The following is a 26,970-nucleotide window of genomic DNA, read 5'->3' as shown; positions in this document are numbered from 1 at the left end:
CCAATATTTTATAGGGTTTTGTTTGATATTTTGCAATCAAAAGAGCATTTTTGCGCATAAAGCGGGCGCATTATTGCTGATTTTAAGGAAATTTTTCTACCCTTGTCGCAAGTGGCTTAGGATTGTCGCTAAAACATCGTCATCGTCGGTGCTTGGGGATTTTAGCGTTTGTTTTTCGCCAGATTCTAGCGTGATTTGTATGTTTTGCCCGAAATGCGAGATAGCCTTGATATGCTTTTTGTTTGCTAGAATCTTTATGACTATAAGCTGTATAAACGCCTCGCTCATCGCATCTAGCGCGCCGAAGCGATCGCGGATTTCGGATTCTATGTCAGAGACTTCAGAGACTTCTTGGCTAAGTGAAAGCCTGCGATAAAGCTCTAGTCGCAGTGCATCGCTTGCGATGAGCTCTGGGCTTAGATATGCGCTCACGCTTATGCGAAGCTCCACGCCTTTTTCATCGATGTTTGCCTGCCCGCTTAGCGTGTTTATCGCATCTTCTAGTAGTCGTAGATACAAGCCATAGCCGATGTTTTTGATATGTCCGCTTTGGGATTCTCCGATGAGATTGCCCCCGCCGCGTATTTCTAGGTCGTGGTATGCGATCCTAGCGCCACTTCCTAGATATGAGTTGCGCTCGAGCGCTAGCAGGCGTTTGGTGGCTTCTTTGGTGATAGCTTCTTTGTCATTTATGAGAAAATAGCAAAATCCCTCCTTATCCCCGCGCCCCACGCGTCCGCGCAGCTGGTGCAAATCTGCTAGCCCAAACCTATCCGCGCCATCGATTATTATGGTGTTGGCGTTTGGCAGGTGGATTCCGGATTCTATGATGGCGGTGCATAGCAGAATCTGGTATTTGCCAAGCGTGAAATCGCGCATGATTTCTTCCGTCTCGCTAGCGCTTACTTGCGAGTGTAGTGTGGCGATGCTAAGGTTTGGCAAGAGGTTTTGTAGATAGACTTTTAGCGAGGGGATAGAAGCGATGTTGTTATGGATATAAAACACCTGCCCGCCGCGGCGAAGCTCGCGCATGATGACTTCTTTGATAAGCGCGTCGTTTTTGGATTTGATAAAGGTGCGCGAGCCTTTGCGCGAGGTGGGTGGCGTCTCTAGGCGACTCATGCCTTTTATCTGTGAAAGCGCCATATTTAGCGTGCGAGGGATGGGCGTGGCGGACATGCTTAGGATATGCACATTTTTGCTAAGCGTTTTTAGCGACTCTTTTTGCTTGACGCCAAATTTATGCTCCTCATCCACGACAACAAGCCCAAGTGCCCTAAACTCCGCGCCAAAAAGGCTATGCGTCCCGACAACCACATCTATCTCGCCATTTTTTAGCGACTCTAGAAGCGCGCGCTTTTCTTTGGCGCTCACAAATCTATCTAGCTTACCCACACGCAAGCCAAAAGGCGCAAAACGCGCGCAAAGCGAAGCATAATGCTGCGCGCTTAAAAGCGTGGTAGGCACGATGAGCGCGCACTGATACCCGCTCCTGCACGCGGCAAATATCGCATTCATCGCGACTTCTGTTTTGCCAAAGCCCACATCCCCGCTAAGCAGCCTATCCATCACACGCCCGCTTTTCATATCTTGCATGATAGAATCTATCGCGCTTTCTTGATCAGGCGTGAGATCAAACCCACAAGCATGCTTGAAAACTTCCAGCTCCGCGCTATCAGAATCCATAATCTGCCCTTGCAAAAGGTTGCGCTTGGCGGCTAGGTTGATGATGGATTCTGCTATCTCAAAAAGTTTGGCGCGCGCCTTTTCTTTCATGCGCGCAAAGCTACCTTTGCCAAGCCTATCTATCACCGGGATCGTGTCGTCGCTAGCGATGTAGCGATCGATGAGGTGGAGGTTTTCTACCGGGAGCAAAAGCTTATCCTCGCCAAAATACGCGATATGGATGAAGTCGCGCACGCTGCCTAGCACGCTGTTTTGCACGATGCCTTTGAAAATCCCGATGCCATAGTCGCTATGCACGACATATTCGCCGACATTTAGCTCATTTAGCGCAAAGCGTGGGCGTTTGGCGCGCTTTTTGCCACTGATACCGCGCTCTAGGCTCAATACCAGCTCATCTGGCGTGATGAAGCTTACTATCGCGCTAGATTCTATGATGTGCGCGTTTTGCAAGAGTGCAGAATCTAGCGAGGAGAGTATCGTTTGGTTTTTGGCGATGATGGTTAGGCGCTTTTGGCTGTTGTGCGCGATGAGTCCTTGTAGTGCGTCGGGGCGGAAGTCGATGTCTTCGTAGCCCTTTGTCATGGGAAGTGTAGGAATCTGGTGCGCGTGCCAAAAGGCGGGGATGGGGGATGCAGAATCTTGGGTGGCGTTTTGGGTAGAATCTAGCGCGGATTCTTGTGTGTTATTTTGGGTGGATTCTGCGCCAGAATCCATTTGCAGTGCCAAAATCGCAGCTAGCTCATCTTGTGCGTTTGGCGTGATAGTGGTGGCGTAGCTTTGTGGCAGTGTGATCCTATCTTGCAGATACCACAAGCCAAGCGAGAGTATATCCTTGCTTAGCACCTCGTATTCGCTTTCACTTACAGCGTTTTGCAGCGCTTCATACTCGCTAGATTCTAGTGAAAAAAGCGCTGGTGGGATGGTGAGCGCGGAAAGTTTGGCGGGTTTGTCGCTGTCTTTTTTGCTTAGCTGGGTGTTTAGGTCAAACTCGCGTATGTCATCGCATTCGCCATCAAAAAAGCTTATGCGATAAGGCGCGCGCAAGGGTGGGTAAATATCGATGATGTCGCCTCTGAAGCTTACCTCGCCCTCCATTTCTATCATATCCACGACTTCATAGCCGATGTGGAGGAAGTGGGATTTGAGCGCTTCTAAATCGTAGCTTTTGCCTAGCTCGATGGTGGAGGTTTGGCAGTATTTGGGCGAGGGGAGGGGCTGGAGGAGCGAGTAGATGGGCGCTATAAGCAACGAGTCATCATCGGCGTAAAACTCGCGCAAACACGCCAGAATCTCGATAAACTCCACAAAAAAGCTTCTGACATCATCGCCTTGCATAAGGCGCATTTCTGGGAGTAAAATGGGCTTTTTGATGCGGGGCTTGGTGGATTTGGTGGTGGATTTATTTGCGCTTGATTTAGCAGATGCGTAGTCGGTAGATGAACTTGCACTAGATTCTGCCTGCGCGCTGGCGTTGTTTCTAGCACTTTTGGCAGGTTGCGCGCTAGTGTCGTTTGCGCACTCATACACATAGTGCGCTAGCTGATAGGCACTCGCCGCTTCTTCTTGGTCTTGACAAAGTAGGATTCTACTAGAGAATCCATCCAAAAAGGCTTTATAGAGATTTGCTTGTAGCATTCTTTTGCGCGGTCGCTTGTTGTCCTTTTAGCTTGCTTTCGCCCACAAACACACCCTTTTTCTCGATGACTAGTTCAGTAGAAGTGATGACACCTTCAAAGCGCCCAAGCGATGCGATTTCTACGCTTTCGCTCTCCGTCGCACCTTTTAGCTTGCCGCTTACGATGAGTTTGTTAGCATAGATTTCGCCATTTACAAAGCCGCTTTTGCCTATCATCACGGTGTTTTTTGAGCGGATACTTCCCTCAAACTCGCCATCGATATGCAAATGGCAGTCTGTGTCGATCTCGCCTTTGATTTTCGTGCCTTGCGCGATAATGGTGGCAGCTCCGGCTTTTTGCCCTAGTCCATTAGATTGTTTATCGTCGTTAGTAAAGATTGCCATGCAATGCTCCTTTCTTTTTGAAATATGGAATCAAAGTTTTTCATATCCCACTGCACGAAGTTCATGGGATTGATAGGCTGCTCCAAAAATCGCACTTCATAGTGCAAGTGCGGTCCGGTGCTCACGCCGCTGTTGCCCGTGCGCGCGATAAGCTGCCCCTTTTTGACAAAGGTGCCGCTTTTTACGATGATTTCATTTAGATGCGCATAATATGTTTTAAAGCCAAATGAATGGGTAATCTTGACAAGCTTTCCATATCCGCCATTCCAGCCAGAATCCGCCCAATCCACCACGCCATCAGCTGTGGCAAACACGCCTGTGCCTATTCTCGCGCCAAAATCTGTGCCAGTGTGCTGGCGCACGACGCGAAGCACCGGGTGGAATCTCGTGCCATAAGGGTCAGTGATGCCAGAAAATGTCTCTAGCGGATAGCCATTTGGGATAAATTTCATAAAAAACGCTTTTTGCGCGCCAGTGATACTCGCCACATCGATGCGCTCTAGCAGATTCTCATTTGGCGTATTATCCACGCCTATGACACCTTCGAGATTGTCTATCTTATCGCTCGCGATAGCTATCTCTTCTAGGCGCTGGTTTATCTCATCATTCAAAATCGCATTGCCTAGCATCATCGTTTCATTGCGCTCTTCGATGAGTGAAGTCCTAGCGTTTATATCAGCGATTTCAGAGCGAAAGACGCCAATAGAGATGATGATAAAAAACACCAAGCTCAAAAAAAACAGCAACACATAAAGCGTGATTTGCCGAAAAATCATATTGACATTGATGTATTTACTGCCATCTTTATGGGTAATCATCAAAACAAGGCGACGATCAAAAATCATAAAGACTCTTTTTTGTATTTTTCGCTTGAGCTCACTCGCAATGTTTGTAATCTAGCGATATCTTCGATCGCCCATACTAGATTTTTCCAATCAATCCCATCTTCTTTTTGAAAAATCACATCAAAATTATCAAATCCCCAGCTAGCGTAAGTCTCTGGGTTTAGCGGGTTGCCTAAAAATCCCACTTCATAATACAGCCTATCGCCATTAGAGCGCCCGCTGCTGCCGCTATATCCGATGATTTGCCCCTTTTGCACGAAATCGCCCTTTTTGATAGCAAGCGTGTCAAGATGCGCATAGACAGACGAGAATCCAAAAGAATGCGTAAGCTTGATGACATTTCCTAGCCCAGTTTTGCCATTTTCTTGCACGAGCACCACCACGCCATCAGCTGTGGCAAGCACAGGGGTTTTGTGGTTGGTAAGATAGTCCATCCCGCCCTCTACGCCTTTGATATTACGCAAAGGGTGGATGCGCTCGGATGTTTTTACCTTTTCTTGAAAATCTTTTAGTGGGTCGCCATTTGGGATGAGGTTTAGCAGTAGCAATTTGTGCGCGTTGCTTATGCTTTGGAGATCGACTTTTGTCATTTGGGGGTATTTGGTGATATTGCTTTTGATATTGACGATGTCTTCTAGCTTGTCGATTTTGGAATTTACCGCTTCTAGCTCATCGGTTTTTTGCTGTATGGCGTTTTTTAGCTTCGCGTTTTTTTGGTAGATGGAGTGGTATTGCGCGATGGCGTCATTTTTTTGCTTGACGATGTCGTTTATTTGGTTCATCAAAAAGTCCATGACAAAAAAGCTCGCCAAAAACATCACAAACACCACCACTGCGCCAAGCACTATGAGTTTGCTCGCGTTGCGCGGGAGAGAGAACTGCTTTGAGCCTTTCTCATCGACAATAGAAACCACTAATCGATCTTGCATTTTGTATTCTCCAGAAATGTTTCTGCCACGCTAAATGAGCCAAACACGACATACTCGCTGTCATCTTGAATATGGCTAAACTCCCCATGCTTGATGCCAAGCTCCTCGCAAATGCTTACCAGTTCTTGCTTTGGCATAATCCTTGGGTGCGACACAGGGATAATCAATAACTCGCTAATTATGGGCTTTAGGATGCTTAAAATATTGCGCACATCTTTTTGAAAGAACGCATTATACACCAATTTTATGCGTTTTTCGCCAATAATTTTCAAAATGCACCGCGCGCCATCGACATTATGCCCCACATCAAGCAAGATATTTGGCGCGATCCTCTGCGCTCTGCCGGGCAGGTCAAACCGCGCTAAATGCGCGAAATCAACCGCTACGCCAAAAAACGCCAAAGCTCGCGTGGCTACGACTAGATTCTCCTGCAAAAAATGTGCCATATTTTTGGCATACGCGCGCATATTTTTATCGTTTTTATACGCGGATTCTATGTCGTTTGGCGTGATAAATGTGAGATGTGCGGGGCGATTTTTAGCAAGATTTTGTTTGGCGTCTTGAGTGGTATTTTTTGCGATGTTTTGCGCGATTTGCATGACTTCTGGGAAGCGCTGGGGGGCGATGAGATTGTGCGCGCCCATCGCTTTTAGCTTCGTCGTCGCGATATCCTCGATGCGCTCGCCCAGCATCTCTTGATGATCGTAGGAAATCGGCGTAAAAACACTCAAATCAGATTCTAGCACGCTCGTGCTGTCATACTCCCCGCCAAGCCCCGCCTCACACACAAAATACTCGCTCCCCTGTGCTAGCACAAGTGCCAAAAATGTGGCATATTCAAAATAGCTGGCTTCTTTGATGAAGTCAAACTTTTGCAAAAATCTATGCGCGCGCTCTAGCTCATCATCGCTAGTGATAGCGCCAGAATCTGGCGCGGCGGGCGTTGGTGTGGTGTGTATTGGCGCTGTTTTAGATTCTAGTTTGGCACGCGTGATTTGCGCTTCATTTTGCGCGCTTTTAGATTCTAGTTTAGATTCTGGTGCATTTGGCGCGCGTGGCGTTTCAAGCGCATAATTTTTATAAAACCTCTCGCGGAAGTGAAAAATATGCGGCGAGGTGAAATGCAGCACTTTTGCGCCCTTTTGCATAAGCCCTAGCGTGATAAAGCGCCCCGTGCTGCCTTTGCCATTGGTGCCGATGAGGTGGATAATGCGCGCTGGCAAGGTGATGTGAGGCTTTAGCAAATCATAGATTCTGCGCGCGCGCGTGGGGTCAAATGGCGCGTATTCTGCGCCTTTGGATTCCAAAAACGCTAGATATGAAAAAGTTTGCAAATTTTGCGAGATTTGTGAAGTTTGCGCGTTTTGTGAAGTTTGCGCGTTTTGCAAATTTTGTGAAAAAGTGCCAGAATCTGATTTCATCGCATTATCCTAGATATTCCAAATTTTTCAAACTTTCGGGGCTTATTGTTGTTATTTTGTTGTCATGGCGCGTAAGCCAATATTTGCCAAGCGCGAGGCAATCCACAAACAAAGCCGCAGCCAAAACTCGCCAGATTTTACTAAATTTAGATTCTACAAATTTAGATTCTGCTAAATCTCGCGCGCAAAGATTGCAAACTAGATTCTAGCGCGAGAATCCAGAATCTAAAATCTGCCTAAATCCACCAGCCCGCCTAAAATCCGCCAAAATCCAGAATCCAAATCCCAAAACTCGAAAATCCCAGAATCTAGATTCTACCTTTTTGCGCTACTTTTGCCCCTCAAAAGAGAGTCGCGCCACGAAGCTATCCATCGTCTGCCCGAAGGCTTGATTTATCGCGTAGTAGCGGTTGTTATAAGTGGTGAGCGGGCTTTCTAGCGAGACATTGTAGTCAAAATACCCGCTGCCGCTAAATGTCCTGCGCGAGCCTTTTTTGTTGTCATAAGTGTAGGTCACATAGGTGGTCACGCGGTAGTAGGTGGTGAAGGCGCTTGAGCTCACCGCGAAGGTGGTGTCAGTGATTTTATTGACATCGATGGTGATGATGCTATCGGCTTCTTCCTCGCTGCCTACGCGTGTTTGGAAGCGCGCGATGATGTTTTTGTTTAGCAAGTCTTTGAGCTCGACGGAGTTTTCTGGGTTTGGGAGATTGACATTTAGCTTGACATAGACGCGCTCGCCTAGCGCTTTTTGGGCGTATGTGGCGGAGGGGACATAGCCACAGCCTAGCAAAAAAAGCGCGCAAAATACGCTAATGATGCTAGCTAATGCGATTTTGCTAAGCTTTGCAAGTCCGCCAACCCCGCCAATTTTCCAAAGCCCGCCAGCTTCACAAACTCCGCTAGCCTCGCTCATCTCACCGCCCGCGCGCCAAAGCATAGATTCTACCCTATCACAAAATTCACTAGCTTTTTTGGCACCAGAATCTGCTTTTTGATAGTAGCGCCCTCTAGCCATTTTTGCGACACTTCTTTGGCTTTGGCTAGTATATCATCCTCGCTAGCATTCGCACTCACGCTGATTTCTGCGCGCTTTTTGCTATTTATCGTGATAGCAAGCGATATCTCTTCACTCACGAGCGCGCTTTCATCCACCGCGATTTCACAGAAATTTGCCAGCCCGAAAAACTCCTCGCTCATCTCCCAGCACACATGCGGGATGATAGGCTCTAGGATTGAAAGCAGCACGAAATACCCCTCCGTCCAGATGTCTTTATCATCTTGGGCGGATAGGTAGTTTAGCGCCTCCATGCATGCAGCTATCAAGGTGTTGAAGTTATAGTTATTTTGGCGCTTGGTGAAAACTTCGCCTGCCTTTTGCAGCGCCTCATACACTTTTTTGCGCGCGAGTTTTTGCTCTGGGCTAAGGTTGCTCGCATCTATCTTTGGCAAAGTTTTGGTAGGATACACGCTGCTGGCGCGCTCATAGAGCTTGCGGATGAAGCGATACGCGCCATCCACGCCACTATCGCTCCACTCTAGCTCCCTAATAGGCGGCGCGGTAAATAGCACAAAAAGCCGCGCAGTATCCGCGCCATACTCGCTTATCAAGGCGTTTGGATCGACGACATTGCCTTTGGATTTACTCATTTTCGCGCCATCTTTTAGCACCATGCCTTGCGTGAGTAGGTGGGAAAATGGCTCATCTATCTCACAATACCCCAAATCGCGCAAGACCTTCGTCCAAAAGCGCGCATAAAGCAGGTGCAAAATAGCATGCTCGATACCGCCGATATACTCATCCACGCTTAGCCAATACTTTAGCGCGCGCTTATCAAAAGCGCTTTTCTCCCAGCACTCGCGCGGCGTGGCATAGCGCAGAAAATACCAGCTAGATTCTACAAAAGTATCCATGGTGTCTGTCTCTCGCGTCGCTTTGCTGCCGCATTTGGGACAGGTGCAGTGCCTAAATGTCTCATGTTTGTCTAGCGGGTTGCCTTCGCCTGTGATTTCTACATCTTCTGGCAAGGTGATAGGGAGATTTTCGATTTTCTCACACACGATGCCGCAGCTCTCGCAATGCACCATAGGAATGGGCGCACCCCAATATCGCTGTCTTGACACGCCCCAATCGCGCAAGCGGTAGTTGGTGACGCGCTGTCCTAAGCCCTCGCGCTCAAAATGGCTTATGACTTTTTCGCGTGCCTCATCGCCACAAAGCCCATCAAACTCGCCAGAATCTATCATTTTGGCATCTTTGGTGAAGGGGAGCGCGGCGGTGTTTGCGTTTGCGTTGGTGTTGGTGCTCGCGCTGGTGCTGGTGCTGGTGTTCGCGCTCGCGCTCGCGGATTTTGCAGAATCTTGCGCGTTTGGCGCGGTGGTGGATTCTGTGCTTGCTATATCTAGCACTTGTTTGATAGGCAGGCTGTATTTTTTGGCAAACTCAAAATCCCGCTCATCATGCGCTGGCACGCACATCACCGCCCCGCTACCATAATCCATAAGCACAAAATTCGCCACCCAAACCGGTAGCTTCTCGCCACTTAGCGGGTGTGTCACGCTAATGTCAAGTGCCACGCCCTGCTTTTCTGCCATGGAGCGCTCGCGCACGGAGGTGTTTTGCATGCGCTTTATCTCTTGCGCTTTATCATCTGGCAGAGAATCTAGCATGGCTTTTACGAGAGGATGCTCGGGTGCTAGCGCGCAATATGTCACGCCAAAAATCGTATCTGGGCGCGTGGTGAAAACTTCGATTTGTGAGAGGGTGTCGAGATTTTGCGCGCCTTGTGGAGTTTGCGCGCTTGTGCCAGAATCCGCATCGGCATTTTTAGATTCTGCGCTGGTGTTTGCAGAATCTACATTTGCATTTTTAGATTCTAGATTTTGCGCGCTTTTAGATTCTGCATTTTTGGCAAGCATTTTTTCTAGCGCGCCTTTTGACTCGCTATCAAGGGAGAATCTAAACTTCAGCCCGCTAGATTTTCCTATCCAGTTGCGCTGCATCGTAAGCACCGCACTCGACCATTTACCCTCCAGCAAATCCAAATCATCTAGCAGCTCTTGGGCGTAGTCGGTGATTTTGATGTAATATTGCTCCATCTCTTTTTGCACGACTTCAGTATCACACCGCCAGCATTTACCTTCGATGACTTGCTCATTTGCCAGCACCGTTTTATCATTGGGACACCAATTGAGAAAAGATTTTTTGCGATAGATGAGCCCTTTTTGCCACATTTGGATGAAAAACTCTTGCTCAAAGCGCGTGTATATGGGATCGCAAGTCGCTAGCTCTTGCTCTTTGGAAAATGACAGCCCAAGGCTTGCAAGCTCTTTTTGCATGTTGGCGATGTTGTTGTAAGTCCATGTTTTTGGGTGGGATTTGTGCTTTATCGCGGCATTTTCAGCAGGCATACCAAAGGCGTCAAATCCGATAGGATGCAGCACATTGAACCCACGCGCACGATAAAATCTAGCCAGCGCATCGCCAATGCAGTAATTTCTCACATGCCCCATGTGTATCGCGCCGCTTGGGTAGGGGAACATGCTTAGGATGTATTTTTTGCGCGATTTTAGATTCTGCAAAGTTGCGCTAGCATCGCTTGCTTGGCTCGCAGAATCCGCCTCTTTAGAATCTGCGCCTGCAAGACTTTGCATAAACTCCCAAGAAGGCTCAAAGCTGCGATTGGATTCCCAGTAGTTTTGCCATTTTTGCTCGATAGTTTTTGGATTGTATGTCCGCATGATGTGTCCTAGTAGTCAGAATCTTGCTTTTGCGCGCTTTCAATCAGCAGCAAGACAAGCGAAAAAAGATTTGCCATCATCGCGCCTATAGCAAACACAAACGCCAGCTTTTCATTGTGAAACACCTGATACACGCCAAATGCCGGTAGCAAGTGCAAATCCGCCACGATAGAGCTAGCAAAAAGCTCGGATGATAGCTTTTTGCGAACGCCGATTTTTAGCGTGGTGGCGATGAGGTTTAGCGCCACAGCGACAAACAAAATCGTAACCTCTGGCGCAAACAAAAATCCCGCCGTAGAAGTCGCGCTGCTTAGCGTAAAAAATATAAATATGATTCTGCCCCAATCCATTTTTGCTCCTTTTTTAGATGAGATGCCAGATGAGATGTCGATTGGATCGATTCGCTGGCTAAATCCAAAAGCGCTAGAATCTCATGCCAAAATCTCGTATGAAAATCCCATATCAGAATCTAATGCGAGATTCTAGCGTAAGATTCTAGCGCTTTTTGCTTTGGGCGGTGCTTTTTGGCGTTGTTTTGGTCGCTTTTGGCTGGCTTTGGCTTTTTTGACCTCGTTTATCTCGCTTGGCTAGCTGGCGCTTAGCGCTTTGCCAGCACATTGGCGCTTTGCTAGCCTAGCTTTTGGCGCGTATTTTGCGCTTAGATTCTAGATTCTAGCTTTTGCTAGCCATTCGCGCCACGCGCCACACAAAGCGCGCCAAACCTCGCCCATTCTTCGCCCAGATTTTTCTTGGATTCTGCTTGGATTCCGCCTATACGCGCCCGCCTTCATACTGCTGGCGCATTTTTTTGCGCTCAAGGGCTCGCTTTTGTTTTTGCATCTCTTTTTGGTGGTATGAGTGGATATTAAACCCTAGCAGTATCGCTAGCTTGGGCGCTACAAACATCGAGCTATAAGTCCCCACGATAACGCCAATAAGCATAGGCAGCGAGAATCCAACGATAATCGCCCCGCCAAAAATATAAAGTGTCAGCACCACAAAAAACACCGTAAGCGAGGTAAGCAGCGTGCGCGATAGGGTGTTTGAAATTGCTTCATTGATGACTAGGCTTATGTCGTTTGTGCGATCGGTTAGCATTTTTTCGCGGATGCGATCAAAAATGATGATAGTATCATTTATCGAGTAGCCAATAAGTGTGAGAAGTGCCGCGATGACTTCTAGATTCATATCTATGTCAAATACCACGACGCTAGCCGCGGTGATGATGACATCATGCACGAGTGCGAGAATCCCAGCGAGTGCGAAGCGCCACTCATAGCGAAAGCTCACATACACCATCATCGCGATAAGCGCGAGTGCCAGCGAGATGATACCCTTTTGGCGCAGCTCCTCGCCCACTTTTGCGCCCACAGAATCTAGCTTGCGTATCTCAAACGCGCCACTAGGTGCAAGGATAGATTCTAGCAGGGGCGCTAGATTTTGCCCTTCTAGCTCGGCGTTGTTTGGGATTTTTATCGCTAGCTCATATATGGAGTCAAACTCACTCACCTGCACGCCTTTAAACCTCGCATCAGCCTCTAGCAGCGCGCGCACCTGCTCGATAGGGGCGGCGACTTCATAGCGGATCTGCGCCACACTCCCGCCGGCAAAATCAATCCCGGGCGTAAATCCGGGCTTTATCAAAAGCACGATAGCACCGATTAGCATCACCGCGCTAATCCACAGCCCATAGCCAGAATATTTGACAAAATCAAAGATTTTTACTTTTTTGAATATTTCCATTATTTGTCCTTATTTATGGCTTTGGCTTGATTTGGCTCGTTTGTGACTTTTGGCGCGCTATTTGTCGCGGGCTTTGTCGCGCTTTTTGACGCGCCAGCCGGTGCGGGCGCATACGACACGCCAAACCAAAAATACATCCTCTTGCTTTTGGAAATCACCGGCAAAAGCGCTTGATACACGCCTTGTGTGCCAATGATAGCTGTGATGATAGAAGCCAAAATCCCAATGCCTGTCGTGATAGCAAAGCCTTTGATAGCGCCCGTGCCATACGCATAGAGCAGCACGGAGGCGATGAGTGAAGTGATGTTTGAGTCAAATATCGCTCTAGAGGCATTCACATAGCCTATCTGGATAGCGCGCGCGATATTTTCGCCCGCGCGCAGTGCCTCGCGTATGCGCTCATTTATGATGATATTGGCATCCACCGCCACGCCCACGGTTAGCACGATACCAGCCATACCCGGCAGTGTCAGCGTCGCGCCAAATATCGCCATCGCCGCAATGATAAGCAAAAGATTCACCACAAGCGCAAATGACGCGATAACGCCCGCCATAGAATAATACACTATCATAAATCCAACCACCAGCACAAAACCGCCTATAAGCGCAAACATCGATGCTTTGATGCTATCTGTCCCTAGACTTGGTCCTACGCTTCGTTTCTCCAGCACGCTAAGCGGTGCAGGAAGCGCGCCAGAACGCAGCGTGATAGCAAGGTCTATCGCCTCTTCTTCGGCGAAATCGCCACTTATCTGCCCGCTGGATGAGATTCTAGCGCGGATGACGGGTGCGGAGTAGATTTTGCCATCTAGCACGATAGCCATGCGCTTGCCGATGCTCGCACTAGAAAAATCCGCAAACCGCTTCGCCCCTTGCGAGTTTAGCTCAAAAGAAACGACTGGGCGATGTTTATCATCATAAGCTAGCCTAGCATCGGTTATCATACTGCCATCTAGTATAGGCACGGCTTTTAGCAGTAGCTTTGGTATCTCTTGGCCATTTTTCTTGGCTATCGAGGCCTCTTTGGTGGATTCTGCAAACTCCAAAATCACATCATTTGCGCTCTGCGCTTCAAAATCACTCATGCTATAAACGCGCGCCACTCTATCCTCATCCACTGCCATCATTTGCAAAAACGCCGCCTTTGAGATAAGCGCTCTCACGCGCTCTTCTTGCTGGGTGTTTTTGATGCCCGGAAGCTCTACTAGGATATTTTCCCTGCCTTGTTGTGTCACGCTTGGCTCGCCTAGTCCAAACTCATTTAAGCGGTTGCGTATCGTAGAGATGGCTTGTGCTATGGCTTGTTTGCGCACCTCATCTTGCTCTAGTGGCGTCATCGCTACGATGTAGTGGTTTTGACTCGTTTCGTATTTGATACCGCGCATGGTATCTAGCATGCTATTTAGTGCGGGGATATCGTCCGCATCGATGATGTCAAACTGCACGCTAGCATCTTGGGCTTGGATAGGAGAGAGCAGAATCTGCTTTTGGCTGGCTTCATACTCGATAGATGAAGCGATAGAGGCATATCGCGAGATGATAGCAGCGTCTGTATCTACGCCTAGCAAAAGGTTTAGCCCGCCTTGCAGATCAAGCCCTAGCGTGATTTTTCGCATATCTTTGGTGAGATTTGTATCGATGAGGCTAGGCAGCGAAAACACCGCACCAAAAATCACCGCCACCAGCAATACAAGCAGTCTTTTGTTTAGCATTTGCATATATTTTGGCTCGCTAGATTCTAGGATTTGGCAGGAGTTTCTTCTAGCGCTTTATTCCAGATGAATTCCTTAGAAACGCGCGCGGTGCTGTCATCGCTCAATCGCACGGTAAAAAATGTATCCTCTACTTTGATTATCTCACACACTAGCCCGCCATTAGTGATGATTTTGTCGCCCTTTTTTAGGGATTCTACCATTTCTTTGTGTTTTTTGGCTTGCACGCGCTGTGGTCGTATCAAGAAAAAATAAAACACCGCAAAAAGCACAATAAAGGGTAGCAAAGCGACTAGCATATTATCATTAGAACCTTCAAGCATGGTATTCCTTGTTTTGAAATAAAGTCGCTATTGTAACACTAGATTTATTTATTTTTCTTTAGTTTGGCAGTGAATATCAAAAACACTGCGCCTATGATTCCAGATAATATGGAGCCGCTTAAAATCGCGATTTTGGAGATTTCTGTGGCTGCTTGTGCGTGCGCGGTATTTTCAAACGCTAGATTTGAGACAAAAATCGACATCGTAAATCCAATCCCAGCCAGCATCCCAGCACCCAGAATCTGCAGCCACGAGACGCCATTTGGACGCGCGGCGATGCCTAGCTTTTCACAGGCAAAAGTCGTGATAAAAATCCCTAGTGGCTTGCCTATAATAAGCCCCAATGCCACGCCTAAAAATATATGATCTATCTTTAAAATATCGCCAAATCCGATATCCCCGCCAATCTCCACGCCAGCATTTGCAAAGCCAAAAAGCGGCATGATAAAATACGCACTCCAAGGATGCAGCGCGCGCTCAAGGCGTCCTAGCGGGCTTTGTATCATAGAGATGCGCTTTTGCATATCGCGCAGATTGCGGACTTGTGATTCATTGAGGAAGGTTTGATCTTGCCGATTTGCGCGCGCGAAGCTGTCCGTGGTATCTTTGATAAATGGCGCAAACTCTTCAAAAGAGATTTTGGGGCGTATGGGGATGCAAAAAGCTAGAATCACCGCCGCGATAGTGGCGTGTATCCCGCTATGATGCACCGCAAACCAAAGCCCGATACCTACGATGATATAAGGCGTGAGCGCTTTTACGCCAAGCTTATTTAGCGCGATGAGCACAGCGATAAAGCCAAGTGCCACAAGCATCCACATAAAATGCAAATCGCTCGCATAAAATATCGCAATGACGACAATCGCACCCAAATCATCCACCACTGCGAGCGTGACTAGAAACACCTTTAGCGCCATAGGCACGCGCGATTTTAGCAGCATTATCACACCTAGTGCGAAGGCAATATCTGTCGCCATAGGTATCCCAAAGCCATGCGCGCTAGGCGTGCCAAAGTTTAGCCCATAGTATATGAGCCCCGGCACAACCATCCCGCCAAGTGCGGCAAGCGCTGGGAAGATCGCTTTTTTAAAGCTTGCTAACTCGCCAAAAAGCACTTCGCGCTTGATTTCTAGCCCAACCATGAGGAAAAACACCGCCATCAGCACATCACTAATCCACTCATGTATGCTAAATCCCACAAACAAGCTTCTGCCCTCACCCGTAGCGCCCAAATGCGCGAGCGCTGGAAAAGGATGCATAAGCCCCTGTATCTCTAGCCCCAAATCCAAATGCCAAAACTTAAAATACGCCTCGCTTAGCGGCGAGTTTGCCACAATCATCGCAGCCACAGCGGCAAAAAACAAAAACACCCCACCAAATGCTTCACTTCTAAGGAAGCTCAAAAATACATCTCTAAGCCCCGCTTTTTCTAGCCTTTGCTCTAGTTTTTGCCTATTGTCTAGCTCCACGCGCGCTCCTTGTTTTTTGGGTATAAGTTTTGGGTTTTTGGTTTTGGGGTTTGGCGGTTTTGCTAATTTGGCGTGATATTTTGTCGCTATATTTTGCCGCGCGCCAAGCCCCTAAGCCTATTAAATGTAAAGCAAAAAATCATAACAAAAAATATATATTTTTTAACTGATACAAGCTGCTTTTTGGTAGAATCCAAAAATTTAACGCAAAAATTAATGAGTGATGACATGAATGATTTGACTTCGAAAATAGATTCTGGGCGGATAGATTCTGCAAGCGAAGCGAGACACGCAGACGCGCGCGCAAGCGGCGATAAAAGCGAGACAAACGAGCTAAGCGCGCCAAAAGCGCAAATAACGCAAATAGCGATAAAGCAAGCGCTTTTGATGGATTTCGCGCGCATCGCCTATCCGATAGAATCCAGCATCGACTCATCGCTACAATGCCTAGAATCTATGGCGGCAAATGCTTTGGATTCTGCTTTAGATTCTGGTGCAGAGGGGGATTTTGGTGATGTGGATTCTAGCGATATGGATTCTGCGCTAGAATCTAAAAATGCAGAATCTAGCGCGTTAGATTCCGCGCCTGCCAACATCGAAGCGCTTGCGATATTGCTTTCTTTTGGCGAGCAAAATTGCGAGCGCTATATTAGCACTAGCATTTTTGCAGATATTCTCAAGCGCGGCGCAAACGCACGAGAATCTAAAAAAACAGAATCCGCCACACGAGAATCCAAAAAGCCAGAATCTAAAAAAGCAGATTCTATAGATTCTGGCGCATTATTTATCTCTAAAAGTGACGCCGCGCCTACCATGCGCGAGGCGCTTATTATGCAGTTTGCCCTCCTAGCGCGCGCCACGCCAAGCACGCTCAAATCTGCTAAAGCAAAGCTTATGCGCCTAAACGCTGCTGGCATCATCACAAGCACGCGCACAAGGGCTTTGCTAAATCTATTTGACACGCATAACGCAACACTTGAGAAGTTAAGCGCCGATAAAAAGATGCAAAAAAGTGCGAATCTCTCGCAAGACACACTCCGCCACGAGCTAAAAAACATCACAAACATCATCAAAAAAGCCGCGCCAGATTCTGCCAAATCGCTAGAATCTATTTTGGAAAACCTAGCGCATAATCGCTTTTCTATCGGTGTGGCGGGCGTATTGAGTGCTGGCAAAAGCACCTTTTTAAACGCGCTTTTGGGGCAGGAGATTTTGGGGACTTCGACGATTCCAGAGACGGCAAATCTCACGATTTTGAAATACGCCAAAGAACCTTATGCAGAGATTTATTTTTGGAGTGAGGAGGAGTGGAGGCAGCTAGAATCCACGCAAAACGCGAGACAAAACGCTGGCGGTGAAAATGCGGATTCTGCGCCAGAATCTATCCCAGAATCTAGCGCGCTGGAAAATTTAGATTCTGCCCCAGAATCCACCGCGCCCAAAAACGCAGAATCCGCCCCCACTTCAAACCCCGACTCCCCCCTCGCCCTCATTCGCACGGGCAAAAAGCGCATAAACATCGATGAGCTCTCGCGCTACACTTCTGCCAATCACCAAAGCCGCCTTTGTGATTTGGTGGAAAAAGTGGAGCTTTTCACTCCGCTCGCGTTTTTGCAAAATGGCGTGGAAATCGTGGATACACCGGGGCTTGATGACCCTGTGATAAAGCGCGAGGAAATCACTAGAAGCTATATGCGCGCGTGCGATTTGCTGATATATGTGATGAATGCCAGCTGTGCCGCCACGCAAAAAGATATGGATTTTATCTTGCAAACGCTTATGAGCGGGCATATCTCGCGCCTTTTGGTGGTGCTGACACGCGCGGATTTGCTAGAATCTAGAGAGCTAGAATCCAGCCTTTCTTACACCAAATCAAGCCTTGCCAAAGAGCTGCAAAAGCTGCATTATGAGGGCGATATAGATGCGCTTTTATCGCGGATTGATCTTATCGCGGTTTCTGGGATTTACGCGCTTGCTTACAAGACGCAAGATAGCGCGATGATGCAAAAGGCGCAAGATGCTGGATTCTCGCTAGAAAAGACAGGCATCCCACAAGTAGAATCCTACCTAGAATCCATGCTTTTAGGAAGTGAAAGCCAAAAGCAAAAAGATATGCTCTATAGCGCGTATAGGCACACTTCTAGCATCATAAAAGGTGCGCTAGAGGCGCTAGCTTTGGAGCGCGGGATATTTGAGGCGGATGAGGGCGAGAAAGAGCGGATTTTGCGCTCACTTAATGCCACGCATGAAGCGCTGCTAGATAGCCAAAACGCGCTAGAATCAAGGCTAAATAGCGCGCAAGATGAGTTTGCCCGCTATCTTTCTGGGCTTGGTAGCATCATCGATGCGCATTTGCGCGCGCATCTTTCGCGCCTGCATACGCAAATCTATGATGATGCGGTGTATGAATACGCGCGCGGTGCTAGCCCAAGCAGCGAGCGGATAAACGCCATCACCACGCAAAGCTTAGCTGATAGCCTAAGCGATCTCATGCGCGAATACCAATACAAGCTCACGCAAAAACTACTAAACCTAAGCGCGCTGCTAGAGGCAGACATCGCGCGCATCGAGACAATGGGCGCGCTGGATTCTGACGCACTAGGCGCGCTAAAAATCGAGCTGCCAAGCATATCTAGCGCAAATGCCAAAATAAAAGCTTGTGCTAGCGAGCTTGGCGAGGCTATCTATAAGCTAACTACAGGCTACAGCAAATCCACGCAAGAGGTGCTTAGAGGCGCGCTAGAATCTAAGATTTTCGCCTACATAGATACGATAAATGCGATAATCGCGCAGGAAAATGCAAGCATAGAATCTAGCCTTTGCCAAACTTTTGATGCGTATAGGAGCGCTTATAAAAAGGCATTGCAAGAGAAAATGAATCACAGCAAGCAAACGCTGCAAAACGCGCTAGAGCGCGCTAAGGGGGCGAATAAGGAGCGGATTTTGGCAGAGAATCTGGCAGCGCAAAAGATACTAAAAACCACGCAAAATGAAGTCCAAATCATCATCGAGGCGCTAGCATGAAAACAAATGAAAATATGAAAAATGTGGATTCTGGTGTTTTGGATTTTGCTAGTTTAGATTCTGGCGCGCGGGATAAAAATCTAGAATCTAAGACGCTAGATTCTACCACCGACTTACTAGAGCGTTTTATAAAAGAATGCCTTATAAACACCTCCCAAAGCCCACTCCAAAAGCTCATCGCCCAAACGCGCTACACCCTAAGCCACTACTCAAAGCTAAGCGCGCACGCCTCAAATGAGCTAGCTAGGCTAGAATCCATCATCGATGAGTCGATAAAAATCGCGATTGTCGGGCAGTTTTCTAGCGGGAAAAGCACCTTTTTAAACGCGCTTTTGGGCAGGGAGATTTTGCCTAGTGGCATCACGCCCATCACCTCCAAAGTATGCGAAATCCGCTATGGCGAGGCGTATGAGCTGGAGGTGCGCTACAAGGATTCTAGCATCAAACATAAGCCGCTGTCGTTTCTCCACACGCTTGATGAGCTGGAAAACACGCATATATCAGATTTCAGACTATACGCGCCAAATGAGATGCTGCGCCAAATCTGCTTCCTAGACACGCCCGGATTCAACTCACAAAACGCGATAGACACGCAAACCACCAACCAAATCCTAGAAAGCGTCGATGGCATCATTTGGCTATCCCTCATCGATAATGTCGGCAAGCAGAGCGAAAAAGACATACTGCAAGTGCATATCAAAAAATACGCCGCGAAGTCCATCTGCGTGCTAAACCAAAAAGATAGGCTGAAAAATGAAGATGAGGTAAAAACGAGCCTAGAATACGCCAAGCGCGCGTTTGAAGGGTTTTTTGGCGAGGTGGTGGCGATCTCGGCCAAACTCGGACTGTGCGCGCAAATCAGCACTCGTGGTGGTGCAAATGGGCGCGCTGGTGGCGCGCGAGGAGAATCCATCAATGTGGATTCTGGCAGCGCGGATTCTACTTTGGATTCTAGTGCGCCTGCAAACACTGCAAGCACCACCGCCGCGCCCCGCACACTAGATTCTGCCCTCTGCGCAGAATCCAACATGCAATCCGTGATAGATTTCATCCGCACAAACCTCACGCCAAACGCCAAAGCGCTAAAAACACTCCACATCAAAAAATCGCTAAAAGCAATGCTCCTTAGCGCGCTTTGCCACACACAAAACGCCAAAAAAAGCCTAGAATCCTTGCTAGAGGAGCTCGCCCTGCAAGATGGCAGGGTGCGATTTGGCGCATTGCAAAGCGGGCTAGAAAAGCGCTTTGGCGCGCTATTTGTCGCGTATAATAGCCTGCTAGAGAGCCTCGCGCAAGAGATTTTCACCAAAATGCAAAGCCAAGAAATACAGCTGCCAATCACCACCAAAAACAAGCTAGGCATGCGCACCACGACGCTAGAGAAAAAAAGCGCGCCATATCTGCCAAAAGATATGCTTATCAGCCGCCTTTGCAGCGAGGAGGAGGCGAGCCTGCGCGAGTTTCGCAAAGTGGGCTTTGCGCTAAGCGAGTTTGGCGAGGCGTTTGGCGAGATGCTAGGAGCGCAGGCACGCGAGCTAGATTCTAAGATAGCGCGGATAAAGCTATGCTTTTTGCCAGAAGCGCTAGCAGAATCTAGGGCGCGGTATTTTAGGGATTTTGGCGCGATAAATGAAGTCTCTACGCGCAAGATTTTAGCGTTTTCTAGCGTGCTAGAATCCATCGCGCGCGATTATGAAAAAGCGGGGCAAAAGATCCTATCTAGCCTAAAAAGCGAGCTTTTCGCACTTAGGACGCTCATCACGCTAAACTATGCCAATGCCATCACGCTCGCACTCACCAAGCTTGATGCCAAAATGGAATACGCGCTCAAAAAGCACCTACAAAACCCCAAAGACTTCGCGCTTTTCACGCCCACGCTAGAAAATATCCGCGATGAGCTAAATGCTGCTTTGCATTTTTTGGTGTTTCAAGACAAGCTATTTTTGCAAAACTCGCTCTATAAGCGCGCGCTATGGGAGATAGGCGAGGAGTATGAAAAATCGCTCGCACGCGCCCGCGAAGCGATATCCGCCACACAAAACGAGCTGCAAGAATACCGCCACACCCTAAAATCACAGCTAGCCACCATCAGATCGCAAAATGCATAGATGCGTAATGTGCAAAAGTGTAAATACACATGGGTATTATATATGCGTATTGCCGCGCCGCTGGCTTGCGCTATACAAAACAAAGTTTATTTAAAAGCTAGCGACGATGCGCTAGAGAAAAACAAAAAAAACCAAAAATATGCCCTGCTAATTAATTATGATTTCTTGTTAATTATGTTTCATTGCAATGACAATTTTATATATCTTTATATATTTTGGCGTGCTATTTTGCAGAATCTAGCCAGAATCCGCCTCGCGCTTACATATTCGCAAATATTCTGCCGCTCACAAATATTCCACCACATAGCAAACGCTCCGCCCCAGCGCCTACACCATAAACATTTCCCAATATTACAAATCCCGCCCCGGTGCCTACACCACAAACGCGCTTAGCGGGTAGCTTTTACCAGCGCGCTTTAGCTCGATATACGCGCGGATCCCTTGCGCCTCATCATCGGCGAAGCCTTTGAGCTCCTCGCCAGCCTTTGCTATCATCTCTAGCTCCAAAAGGGCTAGCACATAGGCTTTGTGCGCCTTTTCATCAGCGCTTGAGAGCGCGGCAAAAAGTGCTAGCAAGGCATCGGGCGATAGTTTGCCGCTAAGCTTTTGCGCCAGCTCTACATAGTCTTTGGGCGCGAATGCTGCTTCTTTGCAAAGCTTTGCGACAAAGCCAGATTCTAGCTTCTCGCCAAGCTCGATTAGTGCGAAAAGCGCCTTTTGTAGCATTTTTGGCTCGAGGCATTCGCTCACTTCTAGCGCCTTGTATATGTCTTTTTCTTTTCTAGCATCGCATATCACGCCAAAGGCGAAGCGGCGCAGCTCCATATCTTTGCTCGCATCGCATAGGATTTCAAAGGCGTTTTTACTGCCCTTTAGCGCGTAGTTGCGCCAGTTTTGCAGCACAAAAGGATTATTTGGCGAGAGTTTAAATTTTCGCAAATCCTCAAACGCGCCCATATTGATGCTTTTATACAGCTCAAACATCCTATCCACGCGCGCATTCCCAGAATCTAGACTCGCTAGATTTGGTGAAAGCTCATAGCGCAAAAGCGCGCTTGAGATGCGTGCTAGCTCATCGTCTTTGATGCGCGGTGGCGCGTAGCTTTCAGCGGCGTTTTGGAAGAGAATCTGCTCGATTATAGATTCTGCGTCTTTGGCGTCGTTGCGATTGTTTAGCATCGTTTTGACCCACTCAAAAGCAAAAAAACAAGTCGTGAAAACAAAAAATATCACCACCGCCAGCACCACCCAAAGCGCGATAGGGAGGCTGATCCCAAGTCCTATATCAAAGCGCTCCATCGTGATATAATACACCCCGCCAAACAGCGCGATAAAAAACAGCAGCGAAAACAGCGCGTAATACTTAAATTTCATTTTTGCTCCTTTGTTTGCTAGCTAATGGATTGGCTTGCGCTGATGCCTTTTGCGAGATTTTGGCTTTGTGGTATTTAGCTGCGGCCTTTGTGATATTTGAGCCACAGCTTCTATGAGATTTTAGGAGATTTTAGCCATAGCCTCGCGCGACAAACCAGAATCCAAATATTTTAATCAAAAATTCTAAGCGGGATTTTAACCAAATTTGTAAAAATATGAAATAGCTTAAAACAAATTTCTGGCGCGCAAGTGGATTGCTTCGCGTGCAAGCCCGCTCGCAATGACGGAAGGCAGTTTTGGATTGTCAAAGCATTTCTTTGACAATGACAAAAAAGCGCAAAAATACCAAGTTGTCATTGCGTAGCAAGCGCGGAATCTACCAAATTTTGCGTGCTTTTGCCTTCTGGCACGCGCGGCTTTTATATTTTGGTTTGCTCGCATTTTGGTTTGCCTACATTTTGGCTTCCACATTTTAGCTTGCTTGATATTTTCTTTTCCTCACATTTTGACCCTTTGCATTTTATTTATGTTTGCGCGCGAATTTTTACTTTTAAGCAGATTTTTAGGGGGGCATAATACTCCGCTATTTTTATGGATTTTGTATTTTTGTGGATTTTGCGACTGGCTTTTATCATTTTCTAGCCTTTTTGGTAAGCTATGAGGCTTTTGAAATCTTGATACCATCGCTTCATCTGTATAAATGCTCGCAGATTGCAGTTTCGCGCCAGATTTGCGTGGCGCGCTAATACTTGCTATTTGCAAACTCTATAACCATATTTAGAGGTGATTGATGAAAACTCTTTATAAAACATTCCGCGCGCAAATATGCGCCTGTCTTTTTGCCTTCGCCTTTTTGCAAGGGCTACATGCTGCCATAACGACAGAAGTCATCGGCATAGGCGAGAGTCTAGAAGCTGCCAAAAAAGATGCCATAGCCAATGCTGTGCGAGAATCTATGGGCGAATATGTCCGCACCAAACAAGTGCTAGAAGATGAGAATCTCAATGAAAAAATAGTCGGCTTTAGCAACGCCTATGTGCTAGACTACAAACAGCTCTCCGCTCACAAAAACGAGCATGGACTCTATGAAGTCAAAGCGCAAGTAGAGATAGAAGATGGCAAGCTTGTAGGTGTGCTAAAAGATCTCAATGTCGATGTTAGAAATCTAGATTCTGGTAATTTCAAAGTCTATGTCGATGAAAGCTACAAAAAACTAGAGGACTTCAAAGCAGTATTTCAAGACACCGTCATAGAGCCACTAAAAAGTGGCGAGGCATGGGAGACGAAGATTTTGACATTTGATCCATTAGAGCTTACGGAGGTTTATCAATATTGTCGTGAGAGAGAGGGCTGGTGTGGCAGATTTCGAACGCCAGAGCGCTTAGACTATAAAGCCTATGTGCTGACACTGCGGGCAAAATACCAAGAAGGCTATCTAGAGGGTGTAAAAAAGCTTCTCTCTAGCGTAGGGAAGGTTTGTGATAGTGGAGATAATAGTAGCAAAGGATGCTATGCTCCCGAGAATCAGATTGTGGGAATTCCTCTTTATAGTGATGTCATAAGATTTTATGCCCTTACACCAGAATTGCAAGTATTGTGGAGTCTGAGGCTTGATGATTTATTTAAAACCTATGTGTCATCAGAGCTGTGGAAATTTGAGGGAGGGAATTTGCGGATTAGATTTTTTGACAAAAAAGGCTATGAACTTCCATATGCACCGAGAATTTTTGATGGTAGAGACCTAATAGACCGTTTAGATGTAGTTAATTCTCAATTCCATATAGATATACGCAAACTTGATGAACTTGACCGCAAGAGAAGAGACACCTATCGTGCAAGATCATATAGTCCAAATTACCACCTAGTGCCCCGTAGAGGCCAATTTCTCGTAGATGCACCAGATATCATGATGGTAATTCATCTCACGCAAGAGGAGGCAGAAAGACTTGGCTCGATAAAAGCGACATTTTCGCTCGCAGAACCCCTTAGATAAAACACCCAAAAGGAGACACCATGAAAAACGCCTCAAAAAAACTTTTTGCCTTACTTTTTGTATGCTGTGTGAGCGTAGGGCTCGCTGATGACTTTGAAGATATACAAACGCTAGGCGTGCAAAGAAATGAAATCGTCATAAACCCGCAGACTAAAGAAATCACGCGTATCATCTCTATCGGCGAGGCAAGCTATCATTTCGGCGATGCTAAAGATATACGCCAAGCCACTACCAAAGCCGAGCTATCCGCCAAAGCCTATATCAGCAAATACCTAAGCGAGGATATCAAACCCCAAGAATCCCAAGAACAGCTAAGCAAAATCCTAAGCGAGCAAAGCTCTGAAGGTGCAGCAAGTGTCAGTAAAAAAGATGTCGATACGCTCACGCAAAATATCAGCATCCAATCTCAAGCTATACTCAAAAATGTCGTAACGATAAAAACGCAGGTAAATAAAAGCTCAAAAGTCGTGCGCGTGACACTAGGCTGGAATCGTGACGCGAAACCAAAAAAGCCAAGCAAAAAATATGAAGACTTCTAGGATTTGCGCGCTTTTGCTTTGCGCGCTAGGAGTGATACTGCAAGGCGCGCCATTTGAAAAGGCTAAGCAAATATGCGAGGGCAAGGATTCTAAGGTATTAGAGCAAACATTGGAGGGGCAGGAGTATTTTGTGATTTGCACGCGTATTGTGGATAAGGAGGCTGATGCCAAAGGACAAGCACGCGCGCAAATCTATGCGCGATCACAACTCCTAGCGCACCTCAAGCAAAACGATCCAAAGCTAGAAAGTATCAGAATCTCACAGCTTCAAAATGAACTATCAAGCGATAAAAATACGCTCATATCCTTGCTACCAAAGCAGAATCTAAGCAAAATCTATGCCAAAGAAACGCAAAAAGCGCAAGATAAAAGCGGGCTGGATTCTAAATCAGATGGGCTAGATTCTACGCAAGGCACGCAAGATGAAGCGCAGACAATCGATACTGTCAAAGCCTTGCAAGTGCTAAAAGACATAGAAAAAGGCTTGGATAAAAATCAAGCAAGTGCTAGCAAAAATGCTGATAAAAGCGCGCCAAATAGTCAAAATGGGGTTAGTCAAAATACAGCTCAAACTGCGCCAAGTATTACACCAAATATAGAGCAACTCCAAGAGCTAGCAAAAATGTATTTCCAGCTCGGCGACATAGAATCTTACAACCAAATGCAGGACAAAATCCTTTTGTATAAATTCCAGTAATCCGGCGCTTTGAAGCCGCGCAGACGATGCGTGGCGCGTTTTGCAGATGATGTTTTTGTGGATGATACATTTTGCAGATGATGTATCGTAAGCGAGATATTTTAAGAGATTTAAGAAATATCATTTGCAAATTTCAACGCCTTTTTGGTGAGATTTGAAATCGGCAGCAGATCCCCTAAATGCGCGAAAGTGAAGCTATCATTCGCAGGATTTTTAGAATCTTTGCTAGATTCTAGCGCATACACAGAGGCGGTGATTTTGTATTTCGTGTAAGAGTGCTTAAACTCCCCGATATAGCGCGCTTTGGCTTGCTGTGCGGGTGAAAAATCCCCCAAATGCGGCAGATTATAAAGCCCCGCATATAAGCCACTCTCCGCCTTTCTAAGCGCAAAGCAAATGCCGCGAGAATCCTGCGTAGAATCCCGCACAGAATCCCGCGCATAAAAAATGCAAAGCTTAAGATGTAGATTCTCGTATTGTTTGGCGGTTTTTAGCGGGTATCGCGCTGGCGCGCTTTTGCCTTGGCAAAACTCGCTCAAAGGGCAAATCAAGCAACGCGGCGCGGGCGTGCAAATAAGCGCGCCCAAATCAAACAAGGCTTGGTTGTGCTCAAAACTTGCATTTTTATTTAGCAGGCGATGCGCTAGGCTCTCGAGCTCTTTTTGACTCGGATTTTGCAATGCAAAAAGTCGCGCCAAAACTCGCCTGATATTCGCATCCACAAACCCCACACTCTCCCCAAAGCCAAAACACGCAATCGCGCCCGCCGTGTAGCTCCCGATGCCCGGCAGCCGCTTTAGCGCATCCACATCTGCGGGCAGCTGCGCGCCATACTCCCTAGCGCAAATCTGCGCGCACTTTCGCATATTGCGCGCGCGGGAGTAGTAGCCAAGCCCCTGCCACGACAAAAGCACCTCGGATTCTAGCGCTTCACTTAGTGCGCGCAAAGTCGGGAAACGCTCCAAAAATGGAAAATAAAAAGACTCCAAAACGCGCGAAACCTGTGTCTGCTGCAGCATGATCTCGCTCACATACACGCCATACGCCTCGCTCCCATCGCGCCTAAGGTTGCGCCACGGAAGCTCCTTGCGCCCGGCTTTCTCATACCATTCCAAAATCCGCTGCTGCACCAACGCCAACGAAGAAAAAAGCAAAGACATAGCCTAGCAACACGCGCGCTTATACGCAGAAAATACCCTAAGTGCGGGCGCCAAACTCAATGCAAAATCTGCATACATAATCTTTGCCTTTTATTTATAAATGTGGGAAATGTGCTAAAAGCATTATAAACGCGAAAGTGCCATAAACGCAAAAACGCGAAAACCCAGCGCATTGTAGCAAACACG

The 26,970-nt window shown here is 47.3% G+C and carries 17 protein-coding genes and 3 pseudogenes; 5 read left to right on the top strand and 15 right to left on the bottom strand.

What is annotated here, in order from left to right:
* Positions 1-96: 96 nt before the first annotated feature.
* The 13 genes and pseudogenes from mfd to nhaA all read right to left on the bottom strand — a co-directional run bounded on the left by mfd (position 97) and on the right by nhaA (position 15,823).
* Positions 97-3,321 carry a transcription-repair coupling factor gene (gene mfd / locus BKN38_RS00475; RefSeq protein ID WP_066458437.1) on the bottom strand — a complete coding sequence of 1,075 codons (3,225 nt, stop codon included), beginning with the start codon at positions 3,319-3,321 and terminating at the stop codon, positions 97-99.
* A complete protein-coding gene (locus BKN38_RS00470; protein ID WP_066458439.1) occupies positions 3,299-3,706 on the bottom strand; it encodes a polymer-forming cytoskeletal protein in 408 nt (135 codons plus the stop codon). The genes mfd and BKN38_RS00470 overlap by 23 nt, the downstream gene beginning before the upstream one ends.
* Entirely contained in the window at positions 3,664-4,551 is an 888-nt protein-coding gene (locus tag BKN38_RS00465; RefSeq protein ID WP_066458441.1) for a M23 family metallopeptidase, read from the bottom strand. Before BKN38_RS00465 ends, BKN38_RS00470 begins: the two co-directional genes overlap by 43 nt.
* Positions 4,548-5,480 carry a M23 family metallopeptidase gene (locus BKN38_RS00460; RefSeq protein WP_066458443.1) on the bottom strand — a complete coding sequence of 311 codons (933 nt, stop codon included), beginning with the start codon at positions 5,478-5,480 and terminating at the stop codon, positions 4,548-4,550. Before BKN38_RS00460 ends, BKN38_RS00465 begins: the two co-directional genes overlap by 4 nt.
* Positions 5,465-6,901 carry a Mur ligase family protein gene (locus tag BKN38_RS00455; RefSeq protein ID WP_066458446.1) on the bottom strand — a complete coding sequence of 479 codons (1,437 nt, stop codon included), beginning with the start codon at positions 6,899-6,901 and terminating at the stop codon, positions 5,465-5,467. The genes BKN38_RS00460 and BKN38_RS00455 overlap by 16 nt, the downstream gene beginning before the upstream one ends.
* Positions 6,902-7,229: 328 nt before the next feature.
* A complete protein-coding gene (lptE, locus tag BKN38_RS00450; protein ID WP_371113545.1) occupies positions 7,230-7,736 on the bottom strand; it encodes an LPS assembly lipoprotein LptE in 507 nt (168 codons plus the stop codon).
* A 110-nt stretch (positions 7,737-7,846) separates the two neighbouring features.
* A pseudogene (locus BKN38_RS12215) lies at positions 7,847-9,655 on the bottom strand (class I tRNA ligase family protein); the annotation flags it as partial.
* A gap of 153 nt (positions 9,656-9,808) precedes the next feature.
* Positions 9,809-10,642 (bottom strand): annotated as a pseudogene (locus BKN38_RS12210) (class I tRNA ligase family protein); the annotation flags it as partial.
* An 8-nt stretch (positions 10,643-10,650) separates the two neighbouring features.
* Positions 10,651-10,992: a DUF6394 family protein gene (locus BKN38_RS00440; RefSeq protein WP_066458451.1), complete on the bottom strand. Its 342-nt coding sequence runs from the start codon at positions 10,990-10,992 to the stop codon at positions 10,651-10,653.
* 421 nt (positions 10,993-11,413) lie between these two features.
* Complete coding sequence (gene secF / locus BKN38_RS00435; protein ID WP_066458455.1) at positions 11,414-12,385, bottom strand: protein translocase subunit SecF; 972 nt, start codon at positions 12,383-12,385, stop codon at positions 11,414-11,416.
* Between the two features lie 116 nt (positions 12,386-12,501).
* Positions 12,502-14,103, bottom strand: a pseudogene (gene secD / locus BKN38_RS00430) (protein translocase subunit SecD); the annotation flags it as partial.
* Between the two features lie 20 nt (positions 14,104-14,123).
* Positions 14,124-14,420 (bottom strand): preprotein translocase subunit YajC, encoded by a 297-nt coding sequence (gene yajC, locus BKN38_RS00425; RefSeq protein ID WP_066458461.1) that lies wholly within the window; start codon positions 14,418-14,420, stop codon positions 14,124-14,126.
* A gap of 44 nt (positions 14,421-14,464) precedes the next feature.
* Positions 14,465-15,823, bottom strand: a complete 1,359-nt coding sequence (gene nhaA, locus BKN38_RS00420) for a Na+/H+ antiporter NhaA (RefSeq protein WP_066458482.1) — start codon at positions 15,821-15,823, stop codon at positions 14,465-14,467.
* 282 nt (positions 15,824-16,105) lie between these two features.
* On the opposite strand from nhaA, the gene BKN38_RS00415 reads away from it, so the two are divergent.
* Complete coding sequence (locus BKN38_RS00415; protein ID WP_143000170.1) at positions 16,106-18,913, top strand: dynamin family protein; 2,808 nt, start codon at positions 16,106-16,108, stop codon at positions 18,911-18,913.
* Complete coding sequence (locus BKN38_RS00410; RefSeq protein ID WP_066458465.1) at positions 18,910-21,021, top strand: dynamin family protein; 2,112 nt, start codon at positions 18,910-18,912, stop codon at positions 21,019-21,021. Before BKN38_RS00415 ends, BKN38_RS00410 begins: the two co-directional genes overlap by 4 nt.
* Before the next feature lie 372 nt (positions 21,022-21,393).
* On the opposite strand, the gene BKN38_RS00400 is transcribed toward BKN38_RS00410, so the two are convergent.
* On the bottom strand, positions 21,394-22,395 hold the full coding sequence (locus BKN38_RS00400; protein WP_066458466.1) for a hypothetical protein: 1,002 nt from the start codon (positions 22,393-22,395) through the stop codon (positions 21,394-21,396).
* A gap of 790 nt (positions 22,396-23,185) precedes the next feature.
* Between BKN38_RS00400 and BKN38_RS00385 the strand changes: the two genes are divergently transcribed.
* From BKN38_RS00385 to BKN38_RS00375, 3 genes are read left to right on the top strand one after another with little or no spacing between them, the layout of a single operon-like run.
* The gene (locus tag BKN38_RS00385; RefSeq protein WP_066453493.1) at positions 23,186-24,388 is read left to right on the top strand and encodes a hypothetical protein; all 1,203 of its coding nucleotides are present in this window, start codon (positions 23,186-23,188) and stop codon (positions 24,386-24,388) included.
* A gap of 20 nt (positions 24,389-24,408) precedes the next feature.
* A complete protein-coding gene (locus BKN38_RS00380) occupies positions 24,409-24,927 on the top strand; it encodes a hypothetical protein (RefSeq protein WP_066453495.1) in 519 nt (172 codons plus the stop codon).
* Entirely contained in the window at positions 24,914-25,624 is a 711-nt protein-coding gene (locus tag BKN38_RS00375; protein WP_066453498.1) for a hypothetical protein, read from the top strand. Before BKN38_RS00380 ends, BKN38_RS00375 begins: the two co-directional genes overlap by 14 nt.
* Before the next feature lie 110 nt (positions 25,625-25,734).
* Here the strand turns inward: BKN38_RS00375 and mutY are convergent, their stop codons facing one another.
* Positions 25,735-26,778: an A/G-specific adenine glycosylase gene (gene mutY / locus BKN38_RS00370; protein WP_233712814.1), complete on the bottom strand. Its 1,044-nt coding sequence runs from the start codon at positions 26,776-26,778 to the stop codon at positions 25,735-25,737.
* Positions 26,779-26,970 lie beyond the last annotated feature (192 nt).

Source organism: Helicobacter sp. CLO-3, from assembly GCF_001854545.1.
Lineage (GTDB): Bacteria > Campylobacterota > Campylobacteria > Campylobacterales > Helicobacteraceae > Helicobacter_B.
Note: the sequence above shows the minus strand (reverse complement) of the source record. Positions and strands in the feature narration are given on the sequence as shown.